At 64.5% G+C, this 18,930-nt stretch carries 18 protein-coding genes; 11 read left to right on the top strand and 7 right to left on the bottom strand.

The genetic code is table 11. From position 1 onward, the window contains the following. Positions 1-124 precede the first annotated feature (124 nt). Positions 125-856 carry a ZIP family metal transporter gene (locus LCY71_RS17165; protein WP_225336154.1) on the top strand — a complete coding sequence of 244 codons (732 nt, stop codon included), beginning with the start codon at positions 125-127 and terminating at the stop codon, positions 854-856. A gap of 81 nt (positions 857-937) precedes the next feature. Here the strand turns inward: LCY71_RS17165 and LCY71_RS17160 are convergent, their stop codons facing one another. Next, entirely contained in the window at positions 938-1,567 is a 630-nt protein-coding gene (locus LCY71_RS17160; protein WP_225336153.1) for a class I SAM-dependent methyltransferase, read from the bottom strand. A gap of 96 nt (positions 1,568-1,663) precedes the next feature. Here LCY71_RS17160 and LCY71_RS17155 point away from each other — a divergent pair, with 96 nt between their 5' ends. Beyond that, entirely contained in the window at positions 1,664-2,671 is a 1,008-nt protein-coding gene (locus LCY71_RS17155) for a pyridoxal phosphate-dependent aminotransferase (protein WP_225336152.1), read from the top strand. Between the two features lie 868 nt (positions 2,672-3,539). Beyond that, positions 3,540-4,478, top strand: a complete 939-nt coding sequence (locus LCY71_RS17150) for a cytochrome c biogenesis CcdA family protein (protein ID WP_225336151.1) — start codon at positions 3,540-3,542, stop codon at positions 4,476-4,478. 309 nt (positions 4,479-4,787) lie between these two features. Here LCY71_RS17150 and LCY71_RS21735 read toward each other — a convergent pair whose 3' ends face one another. Further along, positions 4,788-5,108, bottom strand: a complete 321-nt coding sequence (locus LCY71_RS21735) for a HalOD1 output domain-containing protein (protein ID WP_225336150.1) — start codon at positions 5,106-5,108, stop codon at positions 4,788-4,790. A gap of 477 nt (positions 5,109-5,585) precedes the next feature. Here LCY71_RS21735 and LCY71_RS17140 point away from each other — a divergent pair, with 477 nt between their 5' ends. From LCY71_RS17140 to rbsD, 7 genes are all read left to right on the top strand, one after another. Beyond that, on the top strand, positions 5,586-6,470 hold the full coding sequence (locus LCY71_RS17140; protein WP_225336149.1) for a DUF4129 domain-containing protein: 885 nt from the start codon (positions 5,586-5,588) through the stop codon (positions 6,468-6,470). Continuing rightward, positions 6,467-8,434, top strand: a complete 1,968-nt coding sequence (locus LCY71_RS17135) for a DUF58 domain-containing protein (protein WP_225336148.1) — start codon at positions 6,467-6,469, stop codon at positions 8,432-8,434. The genes LCY71_RS17140 and LCY71_RS17135 overlap by 4 nt, the downstream gene beginning before the upstream one ends. Beyond that, on the top strand, positions 8,431-8,925 hold the full coding sequence (locus LCY71_RS17130) for a DUF7519 family protein (protein WP_225336147.1): 495 nt from the start codon (positions 8,431-8,433) through the stop codon (positions 8,923-8,925). Before LCY71_RS17135 ends, LCY71_RS17130 begins: the two co-directional genes overlap by 4 nt. A gap of 979 nt (positions 8,926-9,904) precedes the next feature. Then, positions 9,905-10,804, top strand: a complete 900-nt coding sequence (locus tag LCY71_RS17125; RefSeq protein ID WP_225336146.1) for a sugar ABC transporter substrate-binding protein — start codon at positions 9,905-9,907, stop codon at positions 10,802-10,804. A gap of 44 nt (positions 10,805-10,848) precedes the next feature. Further along, positions 10,849-11,658, top strand: coding sequence for an ATP-binding cassette domain-containing protein (locus LCY71_RS17120; RefSeq protein WP_225336145.1), 810 nt, complete (start codon positions 10,849-10,851; stop codon positions 11,656-11,658). Then, positions 11,655-12,698 carry an ABC transporter permease gene (locus tag LCY71_RS17115; RefSeq protein WP_225336144.1) on the top strand — a complete coding sequence of 348 codons (1,044 nt, stop codon included), beginning with the start codon at positions 11,655-11,657 and terminating at the stop codon, positions 12,696-12,698. The genes LCY71_RS17120 and LCY71_RS17115 overlap by 4 nt, the downstream gene beginning before the upstream one ends. 129 nt (positions 12,699-12,827) lie before the next feature. Beyond that, entirely contained in the window at positions 12,828-13,316 is a 489-nt protein-coding gene (gene rbsD / locus LCY71_RS17110) for a D-ribose pyranase (RefSeq protein ID WP_225336143.1), read from the top strand. Positions 13,317-13,412: 96 nt separating this feature from the next. On the opposite strand, the gene rbsK is transcribed toward rbsD, so the two are convergent. Genes rbsK through LCY71_RS17090 form a run of 4 tightly spaced genes read right to left on the bottom strand, consistent with a single transcriptional unit; the run spans position 13,413 to position 17,002 of the window. Then, positions 13,413-14,339, bottom strand: coding sequence for a ribokinase (gene rbsK / locus LCY71_RS17105; RefSeq protein ID WP_225336142.1), 927 nt, complete (start codon positions 14,337-14,339; stop codon positions 13,413-13,415). Continuing rightward, positions 14,326-15,006, bottom strand: coding sequence for a deoxyribose-phosphate aldolase (gene deoC / locus LCY71_RS17100; protein WP_225336141.1), 681 nt, complete (start codon positions 15,004-15,006; stop codon positions 14,326-14,328). Before deoC ends, rbsK begins: the two co-directional genes overlap by 14 nt. A gap of 59 nt (positions 15,007-15,065) precedes the next feature. Then, the gene (locus LCY71_RS17095; protein WP_225336140.1) at positions 15,066-16,211 is read right to left on the bottom strand and encodes a glycoside hydrolase family 88 protein; all 1,146 of its coding nucleotides are present in this window, start codon (positions 16,209-16,211) and stop codon (positions 15,066-15,068) included. A gap of 5 nt (positions 16,212-16,216) precedes the next feature. Continuing rightward, on the bottom strand, positions 16,217-17,002 hold the full coding sequence (locus LCY71_RS17090; protein ID WP_225336139.1) for an SDR family NAD(P)-dependent oxidoreductase: 786 nt from the start codon (positions 17,000-17,002) through the stop codon (positions 16,217-16,219). A gap of 122 nt (positions 17,003-17,124) precedes the next feature. Here LCY71_RS17090 and LCY71_RS17085 point away from each other — a divergent pair, with 122 nt between their 5' ends. Further along, the gene (locus LCY71_RS17085) at positions 17,125-18,096 is read left to right on the top strand and encodes an MBL fold metallo-hydrolase (protein WP_225336138.1); all 972 of its coding nucleotides are present in this window, start codon (positions 17,125-17,127) and stop codon (positions 18,094-18,096) included. 1 nt (position 18,097) lies between these two features. Here the strand turns inward: LCY71_RS17085 and LCY71_RS17080 are convergent, their stop codons facing one another. Then, positions 18,098-18,859, bottom strand: coding sequence for an enoyl-CoA hydratase/isomerase family protein (locus LCY71_RS17080; RefSeq protein WP_225336137.1), 762 nt, complete (start codon positions 18,857-18,859; stop codon positions 18,098-18,100). Positions 18,860-18,930: the final 71 nt, after the last annotated feature.

The raw sequence follows: 18,930 nt of genomic DNA, 5'->3' as shown, positions 1-18,930 counted from the left end.
CTACTCAACCGCTGTAGTTTTCGGTGTGAGCCAGCCAGCAAGTCTCAGATTGGCAAGTCAGATGGCCCTTCTCGTGACCAAGAGCGAGCCGTCGAGACGCCCCGGAGGAACATAGGAATCAGCCATGGTAGCGTTTCCAGATGAGTTCTACTGGATTGCAGCATTTGCCATTGTCGCGGCGCTTGTGAACAGTGCGGGAATCATCGCTATATTTCGACACCGGGAGTGGGCGGAACGATCGCTCCCGTATCTCATGTGCTTCGCTGCGGGGATTCTCATCACGACGCCGTTGATTCATGCCCTCCCGAACGCGGTCGGGAACAACGCTGATGCGGGCTTCACCGCCCTGGCTGGCTTCCTCTTTATGTATCTCTCTAACCAAGTGATCAAACGTCGCACCGGAGAGGAGACGCTCGCGTTCGGGGTGACTGCTGCGGAGGGCATCGGGATTCACTCGCTGATCGACGGCGTCGTCTACACCGTCACGTTCAACATCTCGCTGCTGACCGGCGTTCTGGCCGGAACCGGACTGGTCGTCCACGAATTCGCCGAGGGGGTCATCACGTATCTCGTCTTGCTGAAGGGTGACATGACGGAACGAACGGCCGCAACGTACGCGTTTTTCGTCGCGGCATTGACGACACCGATCGGCACCTTCGTCGCCTATCCACTGGTGCGCGGTGTGGGGAAAAGCGATCTGGGCCTCCTGCTTGGCTTCGTCTCGGGCGTGCTGATCTACGTCTCTGCGGCCCATCTGCTCCCCGAAGCACAGTCGTACGAGAAGGAGCATTCGATGCTCGCCCTCCTGGCCGGTGTCGGCCTGGCGTTGTTCATCGTATTCGCGCGGGCGATGTGAATCGATTCTGCGTGTCGTCGGCGTAGCGATCCCGGCTGTCGGCATGCCGGCTAGAGACGAGGTTCCGTCGCATCCAGTTCGCTACCGAGTCGCCCTGATCCCCACGAAGGAACCGTCTCCGTATCCCGATTCGATCGGTTCGGACCCTTCGATATCGCCGGGCCAGTCGTAGATGGTCTGGACGAACTCGAAGTCGGTGAATCCCACGGCTTCGAGCGCGTCGACGAGTTCCTCGGTCGAGACGAAAACTGCGTCCCGGTAGAAGGGATTCTGGGCCTGCGTTTCCCGATAGCGTTCTCCCACGGGACTGTTCTTGTCGATGTATCCTATCACGAGCGCGCCGTCCGGTCTGAGAACGCGTGCCGCCTCGGTCAACGTCTGTGGAATGTCGTCGACGAAGCAGATCGTCGTCACGATCAACGCGGTGTCGAACGTCCCGTCCTCGAAGGGGAGAAATTCGGCGACGCCTTTGACCACCTCGATCCCGCGCTCACGAGCGTATTCGAGCATCTTCTCGGCTGGATCGATGCCGACTTGCATCCCGAGCGGCGCAGCGAATCGAGCGCTCCCGACGCCGATCTCGATTCCGTACCCCGTCGTCGGAACGAGGCGTCGGAGGGCCTCCAGTTCGGACTGATAGGCGGCCTCGTGTTCCTCGAACCATCCCTCGTACCGCTCGGTGTGTCTCTCGAACGGTTCTGCCTTCGGCATAGAGAGATATACGGGATGCACGACACCAATGTTCGGGCCAGCTGGCCCCCACATGCCGAGAAACGTTTGTTACCAACTACCACGTACTTCGAGAGTATGAACGAGCCCTCGACGATAGAGAAAGGCGGAGCCGAGTTCGAAGGCGTCACACTCCTGCTCTGTGAGAATCCGCTGCCACCGATCGACGAGGCGATCGAGGCTGCCCGCGACGAACTTCCCCGGAGCAACCACTACACGGAACCACACTCCGCACCGCTCCGTGACCGCCTCAGTGATCGCATCGGTGTCTCGACGGAACACATCCACATCAACGCGGGTTCGGAGTTGATTCTACGACAGGTGTTCGATCGGTTCGGTCAGCACGTTCACCTCCTGACACCGACCTACCCGCTGTTCCCGGAAATCGCCGATCAGTACACTGAAACGCGACTTCACCCGGAAGCCGACTTTCAGTTCGACCTCAGCGAGCTGGAGATTCCTGACGAGACGTCGCTCGCGGTCGTCGTCAATCCCAACAACCCGAACGGAAGCGCCGTCGGAATGGATGCCCTCCCCGAAATCCTCAAAGCCAACCCCGAGACTTGGTTCTTGGTCGACGAAGCGTTTGTCGACTTCGTCGACGAGACAGTGGCCCATCTCGTACCGGAGTACGACAACCTGCTCGTGACTCGGACGCTCTCGAAAGCCCACAGCCTGGCGGGCTTTCGGGTGGGGTACGCGGTACTCCCGACGCCACTAGCCGAGGAGTTGAACGCGGGCAACGACGCCTATCCGCTGGCGAAACCAAGTCAGGCAGCCGCAGTCGCGACGGTCGAACACGAAGCGAAGATCAGAGAACGCATCAAGCGGCTTCGCTCGTGGACCGATCAACTCGCCGAGGACCTCCGTTCGCTGGGTGTCAGGACGTTCCCGACGGAGACGTACTTCTTCCTCGCGGACTTCAGCCCACACGACGCCAGTGATGTCGCAGCACGATTGCGAGAACGGCAGATATTCGCGAAACCACTCGACGACGAGCGACTCGGCGACGGGTATATGCGGGTGACGACTGCCCGGCCCGGGGACAACGAACGCGTTGTCGAAGCGCTGAGAGAGATTCTCTAACTCACCAGGAGTGTGATGTGCGTCATACGATAGAATCCCAGGATCTCGCGATACGGTGCTGGCCCGACGAAATTGAGTGAACCCCGTGTCGATCATCTGCGTTTCTGTATCTGTCGAACTCGGGACTAATGCGGAGCCATCGGACATCCCGCGCGAGTACGTTCTGTCCCACGGGTTACCTTGGTCATAGCTCTGGGTTCGCGCTGAAGAGAGATTTGCCAGAATAGAGTGATCTGAGCTCGAAATTCGGTTGGGAGATTAAAAGGGGACGTATCAAACTACCCCTCGAGATCGCGAAGAGCCACAACTTCACAGTCTAGATTGCTGCAAATAGTCACTTTGATGACGTGGGGTTAAACCGGCGCTCCCTCAGAAACCGCTTTTCTACTTCTGAGGAAAAATGTATACAGAATATGAATTTCGAGTTTGATCTCTGGCTCACTCCTGATATTGTAAGAGTCAAGCTCTGTCAGTGCGTCACAGGTTTTTGCAGGCCCGGCATATCGTCAGTACCGGCTTATACGGACAACACCCAGTGCGCAATATGGACCGTCCCATCTCACTATCGAGGAGTCGGGCGATTCTTGGAGGTGTTGCAGTCACAAACGCAGTCAGCCGAGTGAAGCAACTCGGGCTATCCCGAACGAGCGGCCTGTGGAGTGTCATCCCGGGGCTTCTTGCGTCAGGCTGTGCGAGCTGTGGAGCCGACGTGCTAGGTCTATCGAGATTCGCGGGCGCACTCGCAGCGCTCCGATTCCATGGAAATCTACTCCGGGTAGGCGGAATCTTACTTTTCGGAAGCGATCTCTCCCGAGCCGGTGACCCACAGTCCTGTGCATTCACACCAGTCGGCGGGGAGAAGTAACCGATGGAACCGTTCTCGTCTCCATCAATACTCGTAGCGGCCTACGCTGCGGGGGTATTGATGTTCTTCGCGCCGTGTAGCGTCGGCCTCCTCCCAGCCTACCTCTCGTATTTCTATACGCACGATGAGAATCCGAGTCCGACTGATCAGACATCCGGAGGAGAACGCAGTCTGCTCCGATCAATAGTCCTCGTTCACGGCGTCATCGTGTTTCTCGCCGGAGCGATTCCGCTGTTCTACATGGCGGTCGCTGGTATCCGTGTCCTCCTCCCCGGCTACAATCTAATTGTCCCGATTGCGAAACTCGGGACAGGTAGTTATATTCCCCCAGTTGTAGTTGTTGTCGCCGGCACCGTTCTCATGCTACTGGGGCTTGGACAACGTGCCGTGAGAGATGGAGTTCGCGTCGGCGGTTTCGTGACACTCGGGGTGATCGCTATCTATTTACTAATCGGTGGGATCGTTCTCGTTCTCGGGCAGTGGATCGAGCCGTATCTCGTTTCAATGGAACTCCTTGTGGGGCCGCTCCTGATTGGCATTGGTATCTTGTACTATTACAACATCTCGCCGTTACAGTCGATTCGATTGCCTGAGCGTGGCTCGGCGACGATTCCCGCCTTTGTTGTATTCGGTATCATCTATGGGGTTGGGAGCCTTGCATGTAACCTCCCGGTGTTTTTGGGAATGGTGCTCACGTCGTTCACGACCGAAGGATTAGTTGGTGGACTCGCTGTATTCGTTGCATTTGCAGTAGGAATGGGAACGCTCATTCTCGGTGTGAGCGTAGCCGCCCGCGTCACTGGCAACACAGTATCACTCGGCAAGTACGGGCGAGTTGCACGTCTCGTAGGGAGTACGGCATTTGTGCTAATTGGTATTTATGTCACGTGGTATTCGCTCCGCTCCTTCGAGTATTTACCGGGCAACGCGTTCTTCGGGTGATACGCGACCACTATCAACAAGCAGTCATGAACTACTCGTCACCGGTCCGGGAGTCTGACGATAACGCCGCTTCTCAGCCTTTCAGGGGGATCTTCAACGGGAAAGAGTAGCTGTTAGACCCTGGCCACCAGGACCTGGTGTCCGAACTCTAAATCGCACCGTTCACATCGGGTGTCGTGCTGCTCGGTCGACGTGCGACTGTTGGGCAATCCGTCGCAAGATAGTGCGTCGTGACTCACCAGTCGTAGCGACTCCGGGATGCTGCCACAGTACGATCAAGGGTCAGCCGAACTGATCAGTGCAGACGTTCTACCTGCCGGATGCAGCTATCGTTTCCGTATTACCACTGGGTGACAGTCTGATTTCACTATCCGCGATGACTCTGATACTGTATCCCTGATACCGGAAGTGAATTCGGCATTCACGTGTATCTTCGTCCGTTTGGCGCAAGAGGTCATCGAGCGCGTCGGGATCGATAGATTTCTGAAGCGGTTGGAGGGCAGTTGGCGACGTATCCTCGAGCACGGCGACGCTCCGAACGACGGCGACACTTATCGACCGGTACTCAATCGCATCGAGGTTCACGCGGTACACCTGTAATTCAGGATCCCAATCGAGTCTGTTATCCATGATTGTGGAGGGCGATAACTCTCGTTTCCCGACGTGTATTATCTGCTTTGAATATTGGTAATAGCTCTGCCCAAATGGGTAGGTATCTTTGGATGAAATGTAACATCAGTTTGCACACCTACCTGTCGGACATTCCATCGGTGGCGTGTTCATCGACCGGTGCCAGGACGAAAGCCAGGGACTCCCGCTGGTGGTTGAAGACGACGACGTCGCTGGTCTCCTCACCGCGACAAGCGCCTTGGAGGCCCCTCCCGTGGAACCCGACGACATCGTCGAGAGCCGATGGAGAGGTGTGCTCGACTCGGTCGTAGACGCGGAACTGCGCCGTGCCGATCGAGTCTCCAGCTGCCGGGATGCACGGGCAGCGACGCCAGTCATCGAACCCGTTCCTTTATGGAATAGACGATAGACAGTCAGAAGACACGCGGTAACTGCGGTCGACGGCCACGAAGGCCGATAACAGGGCTTCCCCTAGCAATGGACCAGACGTCTCGCACCATCGTCCTCGCCGCCCTCGCAGTGCTCGCCGTGACGTTCGCAGCCGCGACACTCGATTCGACGGTGTCGACGGAACCGAGCGGTCCCGACGGGCCCGGCAGTGGTGAGGGGTCCGGCACCGGCGGACTCGCACCGCCCCAGTACGGCGACTCACCGGGCAACGCCCTTCAGATCCCGTTTCTCTCGGAGATACTCGTCCTGCTAGCGGCGCTGGCAGCGCTCGCGGTCCTCGCTTATCTCTACGTCTACTGGCGATCGGTCCTGCGCGTCGTCGCTGGCACCGCTGTGCTTCTCGGTCTCTTCGCGCTTCTGGCTCAGTTCCTGTCCTTCCAGGCCAGTCCGCCGGCTCCCGCGCTGCCGGCGCCCATCGACGGGAACCCCGTCGGCGGCGGCGGTGGCGGCGAGTCGACGCAGCCGTCTCCGTTTCCGCTGCTCGCGACGTTCGTTCTCGGCGTCGTCCTCGTCGGGAGTCTCGCCGCCGTCTTCAGGGATCGAAGTGACTCGTCCGAGGCGACGACCAGTGCGCCCGAGACGACGGACGACGCGGACGCGGCAGCCGTCGGACAGGCTGCGGGACGGGCGGCCGACAACCTCGAGGAGACCGAGGACGTCGAGAACGAGGTCTACCGCGCCTGGCGTGAGATGACCGGACTGCTCGACGTCGACGACCCGGAGACCAGCACCCCGACCGAGTTCGCCGACGCCGCGATCGACGCCGGCATGGGCCGGACGGACGTACGAGAGCTCACGCGGCTGTTCCAGACGGTCCGGTACGGGAACGTCGAGCCGGACGAGGACCACGAGCAGCGGGCGATCGACGTCCTCCGGCGCATCGAAGCCAGGTACACGGAGGACGGGTCGTGAACCGACGCCGGCTCGCCGTCGTCGGCGGTCTGCTGTCGCTGGCGATCGGGGCGCTCGCCCTCGCCGTTCCTGGCGCTGTCAGCATCGGCCTCGACAGGGCCTTCGTGACCGTCGTCGGCCTCGGGGCGCTCGTCCAGGCGCTGCGCGTCGTTCAGGCGCGTCGGCACGCCGAGCTCGACGAGGCCGAGACGCCGGATCCGGAAGCCGCGCCCCCGTCCCCGACGCCCGGTGACAACCTCGAGTCCGTGGTGTCGGGGTTCCTCGATCAGCGGCGGTTCTTCCAGTATCAGAGCCGCGTCAGGGACGGGCTCCGTGCAGCCGCGGTCGCCGTTCTCGCGCAGTACACTGACGCCTCAGAGGCGGAGGCCCGGCAACGACTCGACGCTGGACAGTGGACGACTGATCGCTACGCGGCGGCCTTCCTCGGTGACGATAGCACGGCCGACCACACCGCGGAGTCACGGCTCCGGGACGTTCTGGACCGAAGGTCAGCGTTCAGCCGCGGTATCGAACGTACGATCGACGCGATCACGGCGATCGCTGGCGTCCCGCCGTCGCCGGACGACGAGGGCGTGCTCGATCGGATTCGCGGGGTCGTACGGGAGGCGGGAGCCAGCAGCGACACTGCCTCGACCGAGTGGACGACCCCCGGGTCGCAGTCCGGCGACGCGGAGAGCGCAGACCGTCGTCTCCGTGACGCCCACCTGACTGGTCACTGGCGGGGCGTCAGCGTCGTCGCCCTGCTCGGAATCGGCACCGGGATCCTGAGTGAGCAACCGGCGGTCCTGCTGGCCGGCGTCGTCGGAGTCGGGTACGCCGCGTTCGCGCGATCCGAGGCGCTCCGCCCGGGGAGCGTCGCGATCGAGCGGACGGTCGACGAGCGGCACCCGGACCCCGGCGACGAGGTTACGGTGACGGTCACCGTGACCAACGAGAGCGGCCGCCCCCTTCCCGACGTTCGACTCGTCGACGGCGTGCCCGCAGCACTTGCGGTGGCCGACGGGTCGCCGCGGCTCGGGACGGCGCTGCGGTCCGCCGAGAGCACCAGCCTCGAATACACGATCACCGCGCGGCGGGGCGTCTACACCTTCACCCCAGCGCTGATCGTCACGCGCGACCTGGCCGGCGCCGTCGAACGGGAACAACTCGTCGAGTCGCCGACGACAGTGACATGTCTCCCTCCGCTTCGACCGACGACTGAACCGGCACCGCTCCGAGCGCTGACCACGCCGTTCGCCGGCCAGGTCGAGACCGCGACCGGCGGCGACGGGATCGAGTTCCACGCGACCCGCGAGTACCGGCCCGGCGATCCCCCCAACCGGATCGACTGGAATCGCCGGGCCCGAACGGGAGAGCTGACGACCGTCACGTTCCGGCAGGAGCGGTCCACCCGGGTCGTGCTACTCGTCGACGCACGGGCCGACGCCTGCGTCGCACCGGACCGCGGGCCGCCCCACGCTGTCGACCGGGGAGTCGCGGCCGCCGGCCGGCTCTTCGCGTCGCTGGCGGCGTCGGGGAACCAGGTCGGGATCGCCGCAGTCGGGTCGCAGTCCTGCTGGCTCGCGCCCGACGCCGGCCGGGAGCATCGGATGCAGGCGCGGGAACTGCTCGCGACGCATCCGGCGCTACGACCGGTCCCGACCGACGAGCAGTCCTCGACCGTGGCGTGGCACCGGCGCTTCCGGAAGCGGCTGGCGCCGGAGACGCAGATCGTCTTCTGCACGCCGCTGTGCGACGACGCGGCGAATCGGTTGGCCCGGCGGTTCGAGGCGTCCGGCTATCCGGTGACGGTCGTCGCGCCGGATCCGACGATCGACGCCTCGGGCAGCCACCGGCTGGCCCGCGTCGCGCGCCGGCTCCGGATACTGACGCTTCGCGAGACCGGCGTCCCAGTCGTCGACTGGGCGTGGGACCGGCCGCTCGACGTCGCGCTCGCCCGGCAGCCGACCGGAGGGGCACGATGACAACGATCGATCGTGACCCGGTTCGGCTCAGTAGCTGGGTCGCAGTCAGCGTGGCAGTGATCTCGCTAGGGGCGAGCGGCTTCTACTCGTGGCCGGCGCTCGCGGTCGGTTCCGTCGGGCTGGCGCTGGTCGGCGTCGGTGTCGGATTCGGGCGGACTGGCGGCGTCACCGTCGGGGCGTTCGGGCTGCTCGTCGCCGCGCTGATCGCCGGGAGTCAGGGGGCACCGGTCGTCTGGGTGCTCCTCGGCGTCGCGGCGGCAGTGGTCGCGTGGGACGTCGGTGGTACCGCTATCAGCGTCGGCGAACAGCTCGGACGGGCGGCTGACACGCGCCGCCTGGAGGTCGTCCACCTCGCCGGCAGCGTGGGCGTCGGCGCGGTCGCGGCGGGAGCGGGATACGGACTGTACCAGGTCGGGACGGGTCGACAGCCGGTCGGTGCCCTCCTGTTCCTGCTGGTCGCTGCCGTCCTGCTCGTCGTCGCACTCGAGTAGCTGACGGGATTGCAGCCACCCAGCGAACCGTGCTCCCGGTCCGTGGTTTCGACGGCGAGTGGACCGGGCAGCCGACGCTCGTGAACGGTTTCTGTCGTTCGCAACTCGACGCGCAGATGGGTGTCCCAAAACTGCACCGCTCCGGGCGAAAGCGAACGCCCAGGGACCGTCGAGAAGACGTGCCCCGGTTCGGCTGGGCAACCCCGCTTCTTCGCTAGCCCGGATGACGCGGTCGACGTCGTATTCGACGCGGCGGCGGGGTTTGGGGCTGCTGTCGTCTTGCCGACGCTGCCAGCCTCCCTACGGATGCTGTAGGCCGACGCATCCGCTCGTTCGCCGTCGTAGTTCGAACACCCTATGTACGCGTTCGAACGGTTGAATCAGACGATTGGACAGATAGTGGAACCGATTGATATAATCAATTGGTCGAACCGATTGATTGAACCAGATGATTGAACCCGATGGATCAACCGATGGCAGGAACCTGATGGGCTAACCGACGGTAGACTCCATCTGGCGTGTACGATTCCTCTCACCGAACGGTTCTACCGTGATCAACTCATCCAAACGATGCCATTTAAAAACCATCTAGGGCGGATTTCGCCATAGATAGCAATATAATGAAATAACTATCGTTAATTATATATTACGATGATCTCATAGCAGCACCCATGTCACGTGGTGACAACAGTGACAGCAATGAGAGCCGTACAAACGTCCGTGCCGGTGCGGGCATGTCCCGTCGAGGGGTCATGCGCCAGCTCGGTGCGATCTCCGCAGTGGGGGGCTAGGAAGCATAGCAGGCTGTAGCGCCCTGCAGCGCGGCGGTGACGGGGAGGGGACCGAGACAGGCGGGGGTGGCGGCAGCAGCGGCAACGGCGGTGCCAGCGGAGACGCGCCGGAGTACCAGCTGGTAGAGCTGAATCCGCCGCCGACGGAGCTCGACTTCTCGTCCGAGCCGCCCGAGCGCGAGGTCACGATGGTCACACACGACGCGAGCACGTCCTTTTTCGACCCGACCATCGCCGGACTGCACGACGCGGCCAGTCAGTTGGGGTGGAGCGCCAACTTCACCGGCCCGTCCAGCGGGTTCAGCGTCGAAGAGCAGGTGAGCATTCTGGAGTCCACCGTCGACTCCGGTCCGGACGTGATCGCGACGACGATTCCCGACCCGTCTGCCTTCGACAACGTGATCAACCGCGCGCTGGAGAACGACATCCCGGTCGTCACCTACAACACCCTCGCGCTCTCCCGCGACCAGATGCGCGAGAAGTACGGCCGCGCGCTCGCCTACACCGGTCAGGATCAGGTCGCCGCCGGGTACGTCTGTGGTCTGGCGATGCTCGATCGGTTGCCCGACGACGCGAGCCTGGTGACGCCGGGTCTCTCCGACCCCGGGCACAGCGCGCTGTCCGCCCGGGCGGACGGAATGGAGATGGCGATCCAGCAAAACTCGGACATCGAGCTCACGGACAGGCTCAACTACACCGGCGATTCCAACGAGGGGATTTCGCGCATCGAGAACCACCTGACGTCGAACCCGGAGCTCGACGGCATCATGGGTGCCGACGCGTTCACGTGGTTCATCGGCAACGCACTGGAGAACCAGGACATGACCGACGAAGTCGTCGGTGGCGGATTCGATCTGACAACCGATACGCTCGAACACATCAACAACGAGGTCCTAAATTACACCATCGGGCAGGACCCGTACAGCCAGGGATACATGCCCACGATGCAGCTGTTCGCGTACATGGATCGTGGCATCCCGCCGAAGGACTACGCGACTGGCGCTGAGGTCATCGACCAGTCGAACATCGAATTCGCGATGGAACGGTCCGGTGGCTGGGGCGAGCTTCGGAACTTCCACAACGCCTGATCGCCTCCGAGCACGCCTGACGAAACCATTCATCGACCCATATTATGTCTGAAACTGATACGATGCTACAGACCGAAGCGCTCTCGAAACAGTTCGGTAACATCCACGCGGTAGAGGACGTGGACTTCTCGGTCCGGAAAGGAGAGATCATGGCGCTGGTGGGCGACAACGGGGCCGGCAAGTCGACGCTAATCAAGGCACTCTGTGGGATCCACAAGCCGACGAGCGGGACGATCTACATACGGGGCGAGCCGGTCGAGTTCGACGACTACAACGACGCCAGGGAGCGCGGGATCGAGACGGTGTATCAGGACCTGGCACTGGCGGAGAATCAGACGGTCGCAGCCAACGTCTTCCTCGGACACGAACCCGTCAAAGGCGGTCGGCTGGGGCGATGGCTCGGCCTGGTCGACGAGGAACAGATGATCAAGGAGGCGCGCGGGAGCCTCGACAAAGTGCAGATCCCGGTCGACCCGAGGGCGAAGGTAAAGAACCTCTCCGGAGGTCAACAGCAAGCCGTCGCGATCGCCCGAGCACTCCAGTCTGACCCGGATATCCTCATCCTGGACGAGCCGACGAGCGCTCTCTCGATCGAGGGCGCACGTAACGTCCTCCGGGTCATCGACGGACTGCGGGACCAGGGGCTGACGATCATCCTGATCAGCCACAACATCCGTCACGTGCTCGGCCTCGCGGACCGGCTCTCGGTGCTCGCCCAGGGCCGTCTGATGGGCGTACGCGACACCGACGAGGTGTCGCGAAACGAGGTCATCGCGCTGATGATGGGTGCCGAAGACGAGGAGGAGTTCGAGGACTTCGAGCTGTCCCAGTCCTCAGAGGGGGCCAGCGCATGAGCGATGAACCGGACCACGTGACGGACGGCGGGACCGCAGAGAGCCCCGGTACGTCGGCGGCGGATCGGGCGGCGGGGTCCCTCCGCGAGTTGCTCCTCCAGCGCCGGGAAGTCGGTGTGTTGTTCGGCTTCCTGGTGCTGTTCGGTCTCATCGCCGTCACCCGACCGGACATCTTCTTCAACTGGGACGACATGTCGGGCATCACGTCCCGGTTGCTCCGCCAGATCGCACCGTACGTCATCATCGGTATCGGGATGACGTACCTCATCATCGGCGGCGAGTTCGACCTGTCCGTCGGATCGATGTACGCCGTCGGCGGGATCTCGTTCGCGATGTTGCTCAACGACTACCGGCTCACCGTTCTGGTGGCACTGGTAGCCGTGCTCCTCATCGGCGTGGTCGTCGGCCTCACCAACGGGGTCATCGTCACGAAAGCGGGCGTCCCGTCGCTCATCACCACGATCGGGATGTTGAGCATCCTCCGGGGCGTGGCGTACTACCTGACCCCCGCGGGGTCCAGACAGACGCCCGACCTCGGACTGATCGACGTCTTCGGCGGGAGCATCACCGTATTCGGTCTCGAGATCGCCCATCAGGTCTTCTGGGCGATCGGGCTCACGGTCGTGTTCGGACTGCTCCTCCGGAAGACCCGGTTCGGCTACCACGTCTACGCAACCGGTGACGATCAGGAGGCCGCGGAGATGACCGGGATCAACACGGACCGCGTGAAGATCCTCAACTTCGTGCTCACCGGGGCCCTCGCCGCGTTCGCCGGCGTCGTCGCCATCTCGTACTTCGGCTCGATGTTCGGCTCTGCCGGGAGCGGGTTCGAGCTGCTGATCATCGCGGCGGTCGTCATCGGCGGGACGAACCTCTTCGGTGGCGAGGGGTCGCTGCCCGGGATGTTCCTCGGATCTCTGGTCATCGGCGTCATTCCGGTGTTGCTCGTCCTGAACGGCCTCTCGGTCGAGATCCAGGAGTTCCTCACGGGCATCGTGATCATCCTCGCCGTCCTGCTTGACATATTCATCAGGCGCTGACCCGTCCCGTTTCTCCGCTCCTCTTCCGCTCCCGATCGACGTCGCTCGAACTGCCGTTCGGCGGGCGTCTCCGAGGGGGACGGAGACCCCCCGTTTCATGGTACTGGGGACCAATCGCATACCCGGATCATGAAGCGCGACGCCGACGCAATCCTCAACGCGGAGCTGAGCCACGCCATCGCGAGCATGGGCCACACGGATGCACTGATGGTCGTCGATGCCGGGTTCCCCGTCCCGGACGACGCCTGGCGGATCGACCTCGCGCTCACCCGGGGCGTCCCCCGGCTGTTCGACGTGCTCGAAGCCGTCCACGAGGAGCTCGTGCCCGAGCGCGTCCTCTACGCCGACGACGTACCGGAGATGAACCCCGAGATGGACGAACGGCTCCGGACCCTCTACGAGGGGTCGGGCGCCGAACTCGAAACGACGGCCCACGAAACGATCCTCGAATACGGCGAGCGGGCGAAAGCGATCGTCCGGACCGGCGACTTCGTCCCCTGGGGGAACGTCGTCATCGAGTGTGGCACCGACCCGAAGGACTGGTTCGACGACGAGAGCGTCACGATGCCGGCCGAGTACGAACGCCGATACGAGGAGATGTACGGCGAATCGCCGTAGTTATAGTAGAAATTGAACGCACTGACACACTCGAGGGGTACCCCTGACGCCCCTCGATGTGTGAATAGTTTCAATTTCTGCTACAGATCGACCGCCTCACCACGTCTTCTGAACGAGGTCCTCGACCGCGGAGCGGGCGGGAAGCCCGGGAACGACCTCGCTCTCCGTGACGGCGAGTGCGCCGGCCGCACAGGCGAATCGAAGCGCCGCCACGTCGTCGCGGCCCTCGGCCAGGGCCACCGCGAGGGCGCCGTTGAACGCGTCGCCGGCACCGGTCGTGTCCACGACGTCGACGCTCGGCGTCTCCACCCGCTCGCCGCCGCCGTCGTCCACGAGGAGCGCACCGGCCGATCCGCGCGTCATCACGACCGTCTCGACGCCGAGGTCGAGCAGTTCGCGGGCGACTTCCTCGTCGGTCGCCTCCCCCTCGACGCCGGCGAGCGTCCGGGCCTCGTGCTCGTTGGGCGTCAGGTAGTCGACGTGCTCGAGGACGGCGGGGTCCAGTTCGCGGGCCGGCGCGGGGTTGCAGACGACGTACGCGCCGGCCGCGTCGCCCGTCTCGACGGCAGCACGGACCGGGTCGTCGCCGATCTCGAGCTGGACGAGCAGGGACCTCGCGTCGTCGATGGCAGCGGTCGCCTCGCGCACGTCCGCCGCGGACAGGCGGTCGTTGGCCCCCGGTGCGACGGTGATCTCGTTCTCGCCGTCGTCGTCGACGACGACGAAGCCGACGCCTGTGTGAGCCCGGTCGTCTCGGTCGACGTCTGTGACGGCGACGCCTTCCTGCTCCCAGAGCGAGAGCGCGTCGTCGCCGTAGCGATCGTCGCCGACCCTGCCGACGAACCGGGCGTCGGCACCGAGTCGGGCCGCAGCGATAGCCTGGTTCGAGCCCTTGCCGCCCGGGCCCTCGGCGAAGTCCCGGCCGATGACCGTCTCGCCGGGCCCGGGGAACTCGTCGACCGTCATCGTCAGTCCGACGTTGTAGCTACCGACGACGGCGACGGCGGGGTCAGTATTCGCCATCGCCGACCTCTCCCGCGACGATGGAGACGCCGCTCGAGGCGCCGAGCAAAACGGCGCCAGCGTCGAGCAACTCCCGCGCACCCTCGAGCGTCTTGATCCCGCCGCTGGCCTTGACCTCGACGTCGTCGGGCGCCCGGTCACGCAGGAAGCGGATCCGGTCGACGGTCGCTTTCCCGCCTTCGCCCCAGCCCGACGAATTCTTGATGTAATCGAAGCCCGCCTCGACGGCGACGTCGACGAGCCGTTCGGCCTCGTCGTCGTCCAGGGCACCGAGTTCGAGCATCGCCTTGATCGGCGCGTTGCCACTGGCCTCGACGAGCAGTTCCATCTCCCGGCGCACGTCGTCCCAGCGGCCGGATTTGACGAAGCCGATGTTGGGCATCACGTCGATCTCCTCGGCCCCCGCGGCGAGCGCGTCACGGATCGCCGCGGCCTTCGAGATCGGCCGGTCACCGCCCATGGGAAACCCGACCGCGCTGCACACTGTCACGTCAGTGCCTTCGAGGCGGTCGGCGGCCAGCGGCGCCCAGCACGCCTGGACCATCGCCCCGTCGAACCCGTGTTCGACGCACTCGTCACACAGTTCCTCGATGCGAGCCTGATCGGCGGTCGGTCGGACTTCGGTGTGCTGTATCCGACCTGCGATCTCGTCGGGACTACGTACCATGGTGTGAATCGTCATAACATGGGCAGGATAGCACTAAAAGCATGGTGGTGGAGCAGGCCTCACTTACCGAGTCTGCGGTGGAGCGCGTACGCGAGGTAGTAATCCGACCAGACGAGTTCGTTCCGGTCGGCGTAGCCGGCTGGTCCGTTGAAACAGCCCTCGAGCAACATCCCGGGGGGCCGGTCGTCGTCCGCGTCGGTGGGAGTCAGGTAGTCTGCCAGTAGCGAGTCGAGGATCCGGTTCCCGAATTCGACCAGGTCGCGAGTCTCGTCGTCCTCGAGGCCCGTCAGCCCGTACGCGGCTAACGCGGCGGCGCTCGTGTCCCGCGGGACGTCGGGGGCGTCCGGGTGTTCGAAGTCCCAGTAGGGGACCAGATCATCGGGCACGTGGTCCCTGTAGTACTCGACCGTGCGTTCGAGAGCGTCGAGGTAGCGGTCTGCGCCCGTCTCCCGGTACGCGCGGGCCAGCCCCGCGATGCACCAGCCCTGGCCACGCGCCCAGCAGGTGTCGTCCGAGTAGGCGAGTTCGTTGTACTGGCGGACCAGCTCACCGGTGTCCGGATCGAACTCGGCGTGGTGCCAGGTCCGCCCGTCCTCGCGGATGTACCAGTCCAGGTGGCGGTCCGCGTGCGAGACCGCCGTGTCGCGGTACGCGGGATCGCCCGTCTCACGGTAGGCCCGCCAGAGGACCGGCAGCGACGTGTATATCGCGTCGACCGCGCCGAGCACGTCGCCGGACGGCCCGCGGTCGGACTCGGGACCGCGGAACTCCGTCGCCGGCCCCTCTATCTCGAGCGTACCGAGGGGTATCTGGCGCGCGCCCTGGTGGTAGAAGTCGACGCTGGCGTCGGCGCCTTCGATGCCCAGACGGCGGTGTTCGCCCGCACCAGTAACGTCGGCGGCGCGGAAGCCGGCGTAGTGGAAGTTCATGCCACAGAACATCGCGTCCCGCGGCATCGCCTCGACGACGGCGTCCGTGTGTTCGCGCGCGGCGTCGGCGAACCGCTCCTCGCCCGTGTGTTCGTAGGCCAGCCACAGCAGGTGAACCCAGTGGCCGCCACACCAGTTGCCGTCCTCGGTCACCTGCCACGCCCCGGTTTCGGGATCGGCGATGTACGGGAACGCCGACCCGGTCTCCTCGAGCGTGGCGGCGACGCGGTCCATGAGCAGGTCGTACGCATCGGCGTCTGCTGGTCGTCCTGACATGGTCGTCACAGGCTGTGGGCCGTCCAGCCGCCGTCGATGTATATCTCCTCGCCGTGGATGAACGAAGCGAGGTCGCTGGCGAGAAACACCGCCAGGTTGCCGACGTCGGTCGGCGTGCCGGCGTGGGGGAGCAGGGTGTGCTCGAGCTCCACCTGGAGGCTCTCCTCGGTGTGATAGTCCTGGATCGCGGTCTCGATGAACCCCGGGCAGATGGCGTTGACGTTGACCTCGTGCTCGCCGAGTTCGACCGCCAGGTCCCGGGTCAGGTTGACCACCGCCGCCTTCGCGCTGGCGTAGGGCGGCCCCGCGCCCCCTTCCTGGGAGTTCACCGACCCGACGTTGAGGATGGCGCCGCTGGTCTCCTTGAGATGGGGGATGGCGAACTTCGCGCAGTAGAACGCCCCGTCGAGGTCGACGCCGATGACGGTCTCCCAGTCCTCGACCGAGATCTCCTGGGAGTCGCCGGGGACGTAGACGCCGGCGTTGTTGACCAGCACGTCGATCCGGCTGTACTCCTCGAGGGCGGCGTCGACCATGGATTCGACGCTGTCGGGGTCGCTGACGTCCGTCTCGACGTATATCGCCTCGCCGTCGTGGCCCGCGTTCACCAGTTCGTCCGTGGGAGTCGTCGCGTCCGTCTCGTAGCGCTCGCCCTGCTTCGGGTCGCGCTCGACGTCGGCGACGACGACGTTCGCGCCGGCGTCGGCGAACGAGAGCGCGATCCCGCGCCCGATCCCGCTCGCTCCGCCGGTGACGATCACCGTGCGTCCGTCGTGCTGTATGGAATTCACTCGTACCGCCTCCCCGAATGCTTGTGGCTCTCCTGTCTTAACGATTCACCACAATCCGGCCCGTCCTCGCGGCCTAGGTTTATGACCTCGGTCGGAGTGGTGAACACGAGGGTCAGGACGACATGAGCGACGACATCGACATCGAGGAACTCGCACCCAGCGTCCACCGCATCGAAACGGTCACCGACGGGAAGCTGCACGGCTACCACGTACTCGAGGGCGCACGCGGTCCGATACTCGTCGATCCCGGGTTCGCGGACGCGCCGACTACGGTGTACGAACCGGCCCTGCGCGACCTCGGCTGGGAGCTGACCGACGTCGGGATGGCGATCGTGACCCACGCCGACGCCGATCACTTCGGCGGGTCGCACGAGCTCTGCGAACGCGGGCAAAACGTCACCATCGCGGCCCACGCGGCCGACGCGCCCCTCGCCGAGAGCGAGGACCGGGTCTTCGCCGAGCGGTATCGGATGTTCGAAGCCGATCACGGCATCGGCTACGACTCGGAGACGATCGACTGGCTCACGGGCATGATCGGGCCCGACGAGGACGTCGATCTGCGGCTGCGCGGCGGGGAGTCGATCCGGGTCCGCGACCGGCAGGTCCGCGTCCTCCACACGCCGGGCCACACCGCCGGTCACGTCGCGCTCCACGACCCCGCGCACGACCTGGTCATCGGTGGCGACGCGTTCTTCGGCCGCGGCCTCACCGACGTCGACGGGGAGTACCTCCAGCCCCCACCGTACTACCTGTACCCCGAGTACGAGAACACGATCCAGCTCGTCGACGCACTCGATCCCGACGTCCTCTCGTTCACTCACTACGACGTGCTCCGGGGGGTAGAGATCGAGACCTTCGTCCAGGAGTCGCTGGATTTCGTGAGCGAGTTCGACGCTCTGACGCTCGAGATCACCGAGGAACGGGGACCGGTCACGCTCCGCGAGGCCATCGACGCCGTCGTCGAGCAGCGCGGTAGCTTCGGGCTCGACCTCGACCTGGCCTACCCGCTGACGGCCCACTTCGACGCCCACGTGGAGCGCGGTGACCTCGTCACTGACGAGCGAGACGGCCACGTCGCGTGGGACACCCCGTGAGCTAGCTGTCGGTCCACTCGGGGTCCCGATCGTCGAAGAATGCGTCCATGCCTTCCACGACGTCGTCCATCGTGAAGATGAGCGACAGCGCGTTGACCGCCTCGGCCTCGTCTTCCAGGCGCGAGTTACAGATGCGTTTGATGAGCCGCGCAGACATCGGCGCCGTCTTCGCGATCCCCTCAGCGCGCTCGGCCACGGCGTCGTCCAGGTCTTCGGGAGCGACGACTTCGTTGACGAGCCCGTACTCGTGGGCCTCCTTCGCGTCGAGTTCGCGGTTCGTCAGCATCAACTCCCGCGTCCGCTTGAGGCCGATGAGCTCCGGGAAGCGAACGAGTCCGATCCCGGGCACCGCGCCGACGAGCGACTCCGGGAGCCTGAACGTCGCCTCGGTGCTGGCGACGGTGACGTCGGCGATGGCGGCGATCTCGCACCCGCCGCCGTGTGCGAGCCCGTGGACCTTCGAGACGACGGGCGTCTCGATCCGCTCGATGGTCAGGCCACAGGAGAGGATGTGCTTGGCGTAGGCGCGGGCGTCGCCCGCCGTCTCGAACTCGAAGTCCGAGATGTCGTCGCCCGAGCAGAACGCCTTGCCGTTCCCCGCGAGAACGACGACCCGGACGTCGTCGTCCGCGTCGGCTTCCTCCAGCGCGTCGCGGAGCTCGGCCCACGTCTCGACGGCGAGCGCGTTCAGTCGCTCCGGGCGGTCGAGTGTGATCGTCGCCACTGGCGGCTCTCGCTCGAACGCGATGTCCTGATACTCCATAGGAAGGTCGTCAACCGACCACCGTATAACTTCACTGGTGGTCACGGTCGTGTACCACCGTGGGACGCCCG

Origin of the sequence: Halomicrobium urmianum, assembly GCF_020217425.1 — an archaeon.
In the GTDB taxonomy this organism is placed as follows: domain Archaea; phylum Halobacteriota; class Halobacteria; order Halobacteriales; family Haloarculaceae; genus Halomicrobium; species Halomicrobium urmianum.
Note: the sequence above shows the minus strand (reverse complement) of the source record. Positions and strands in the feature narration are given on the sequence as shown.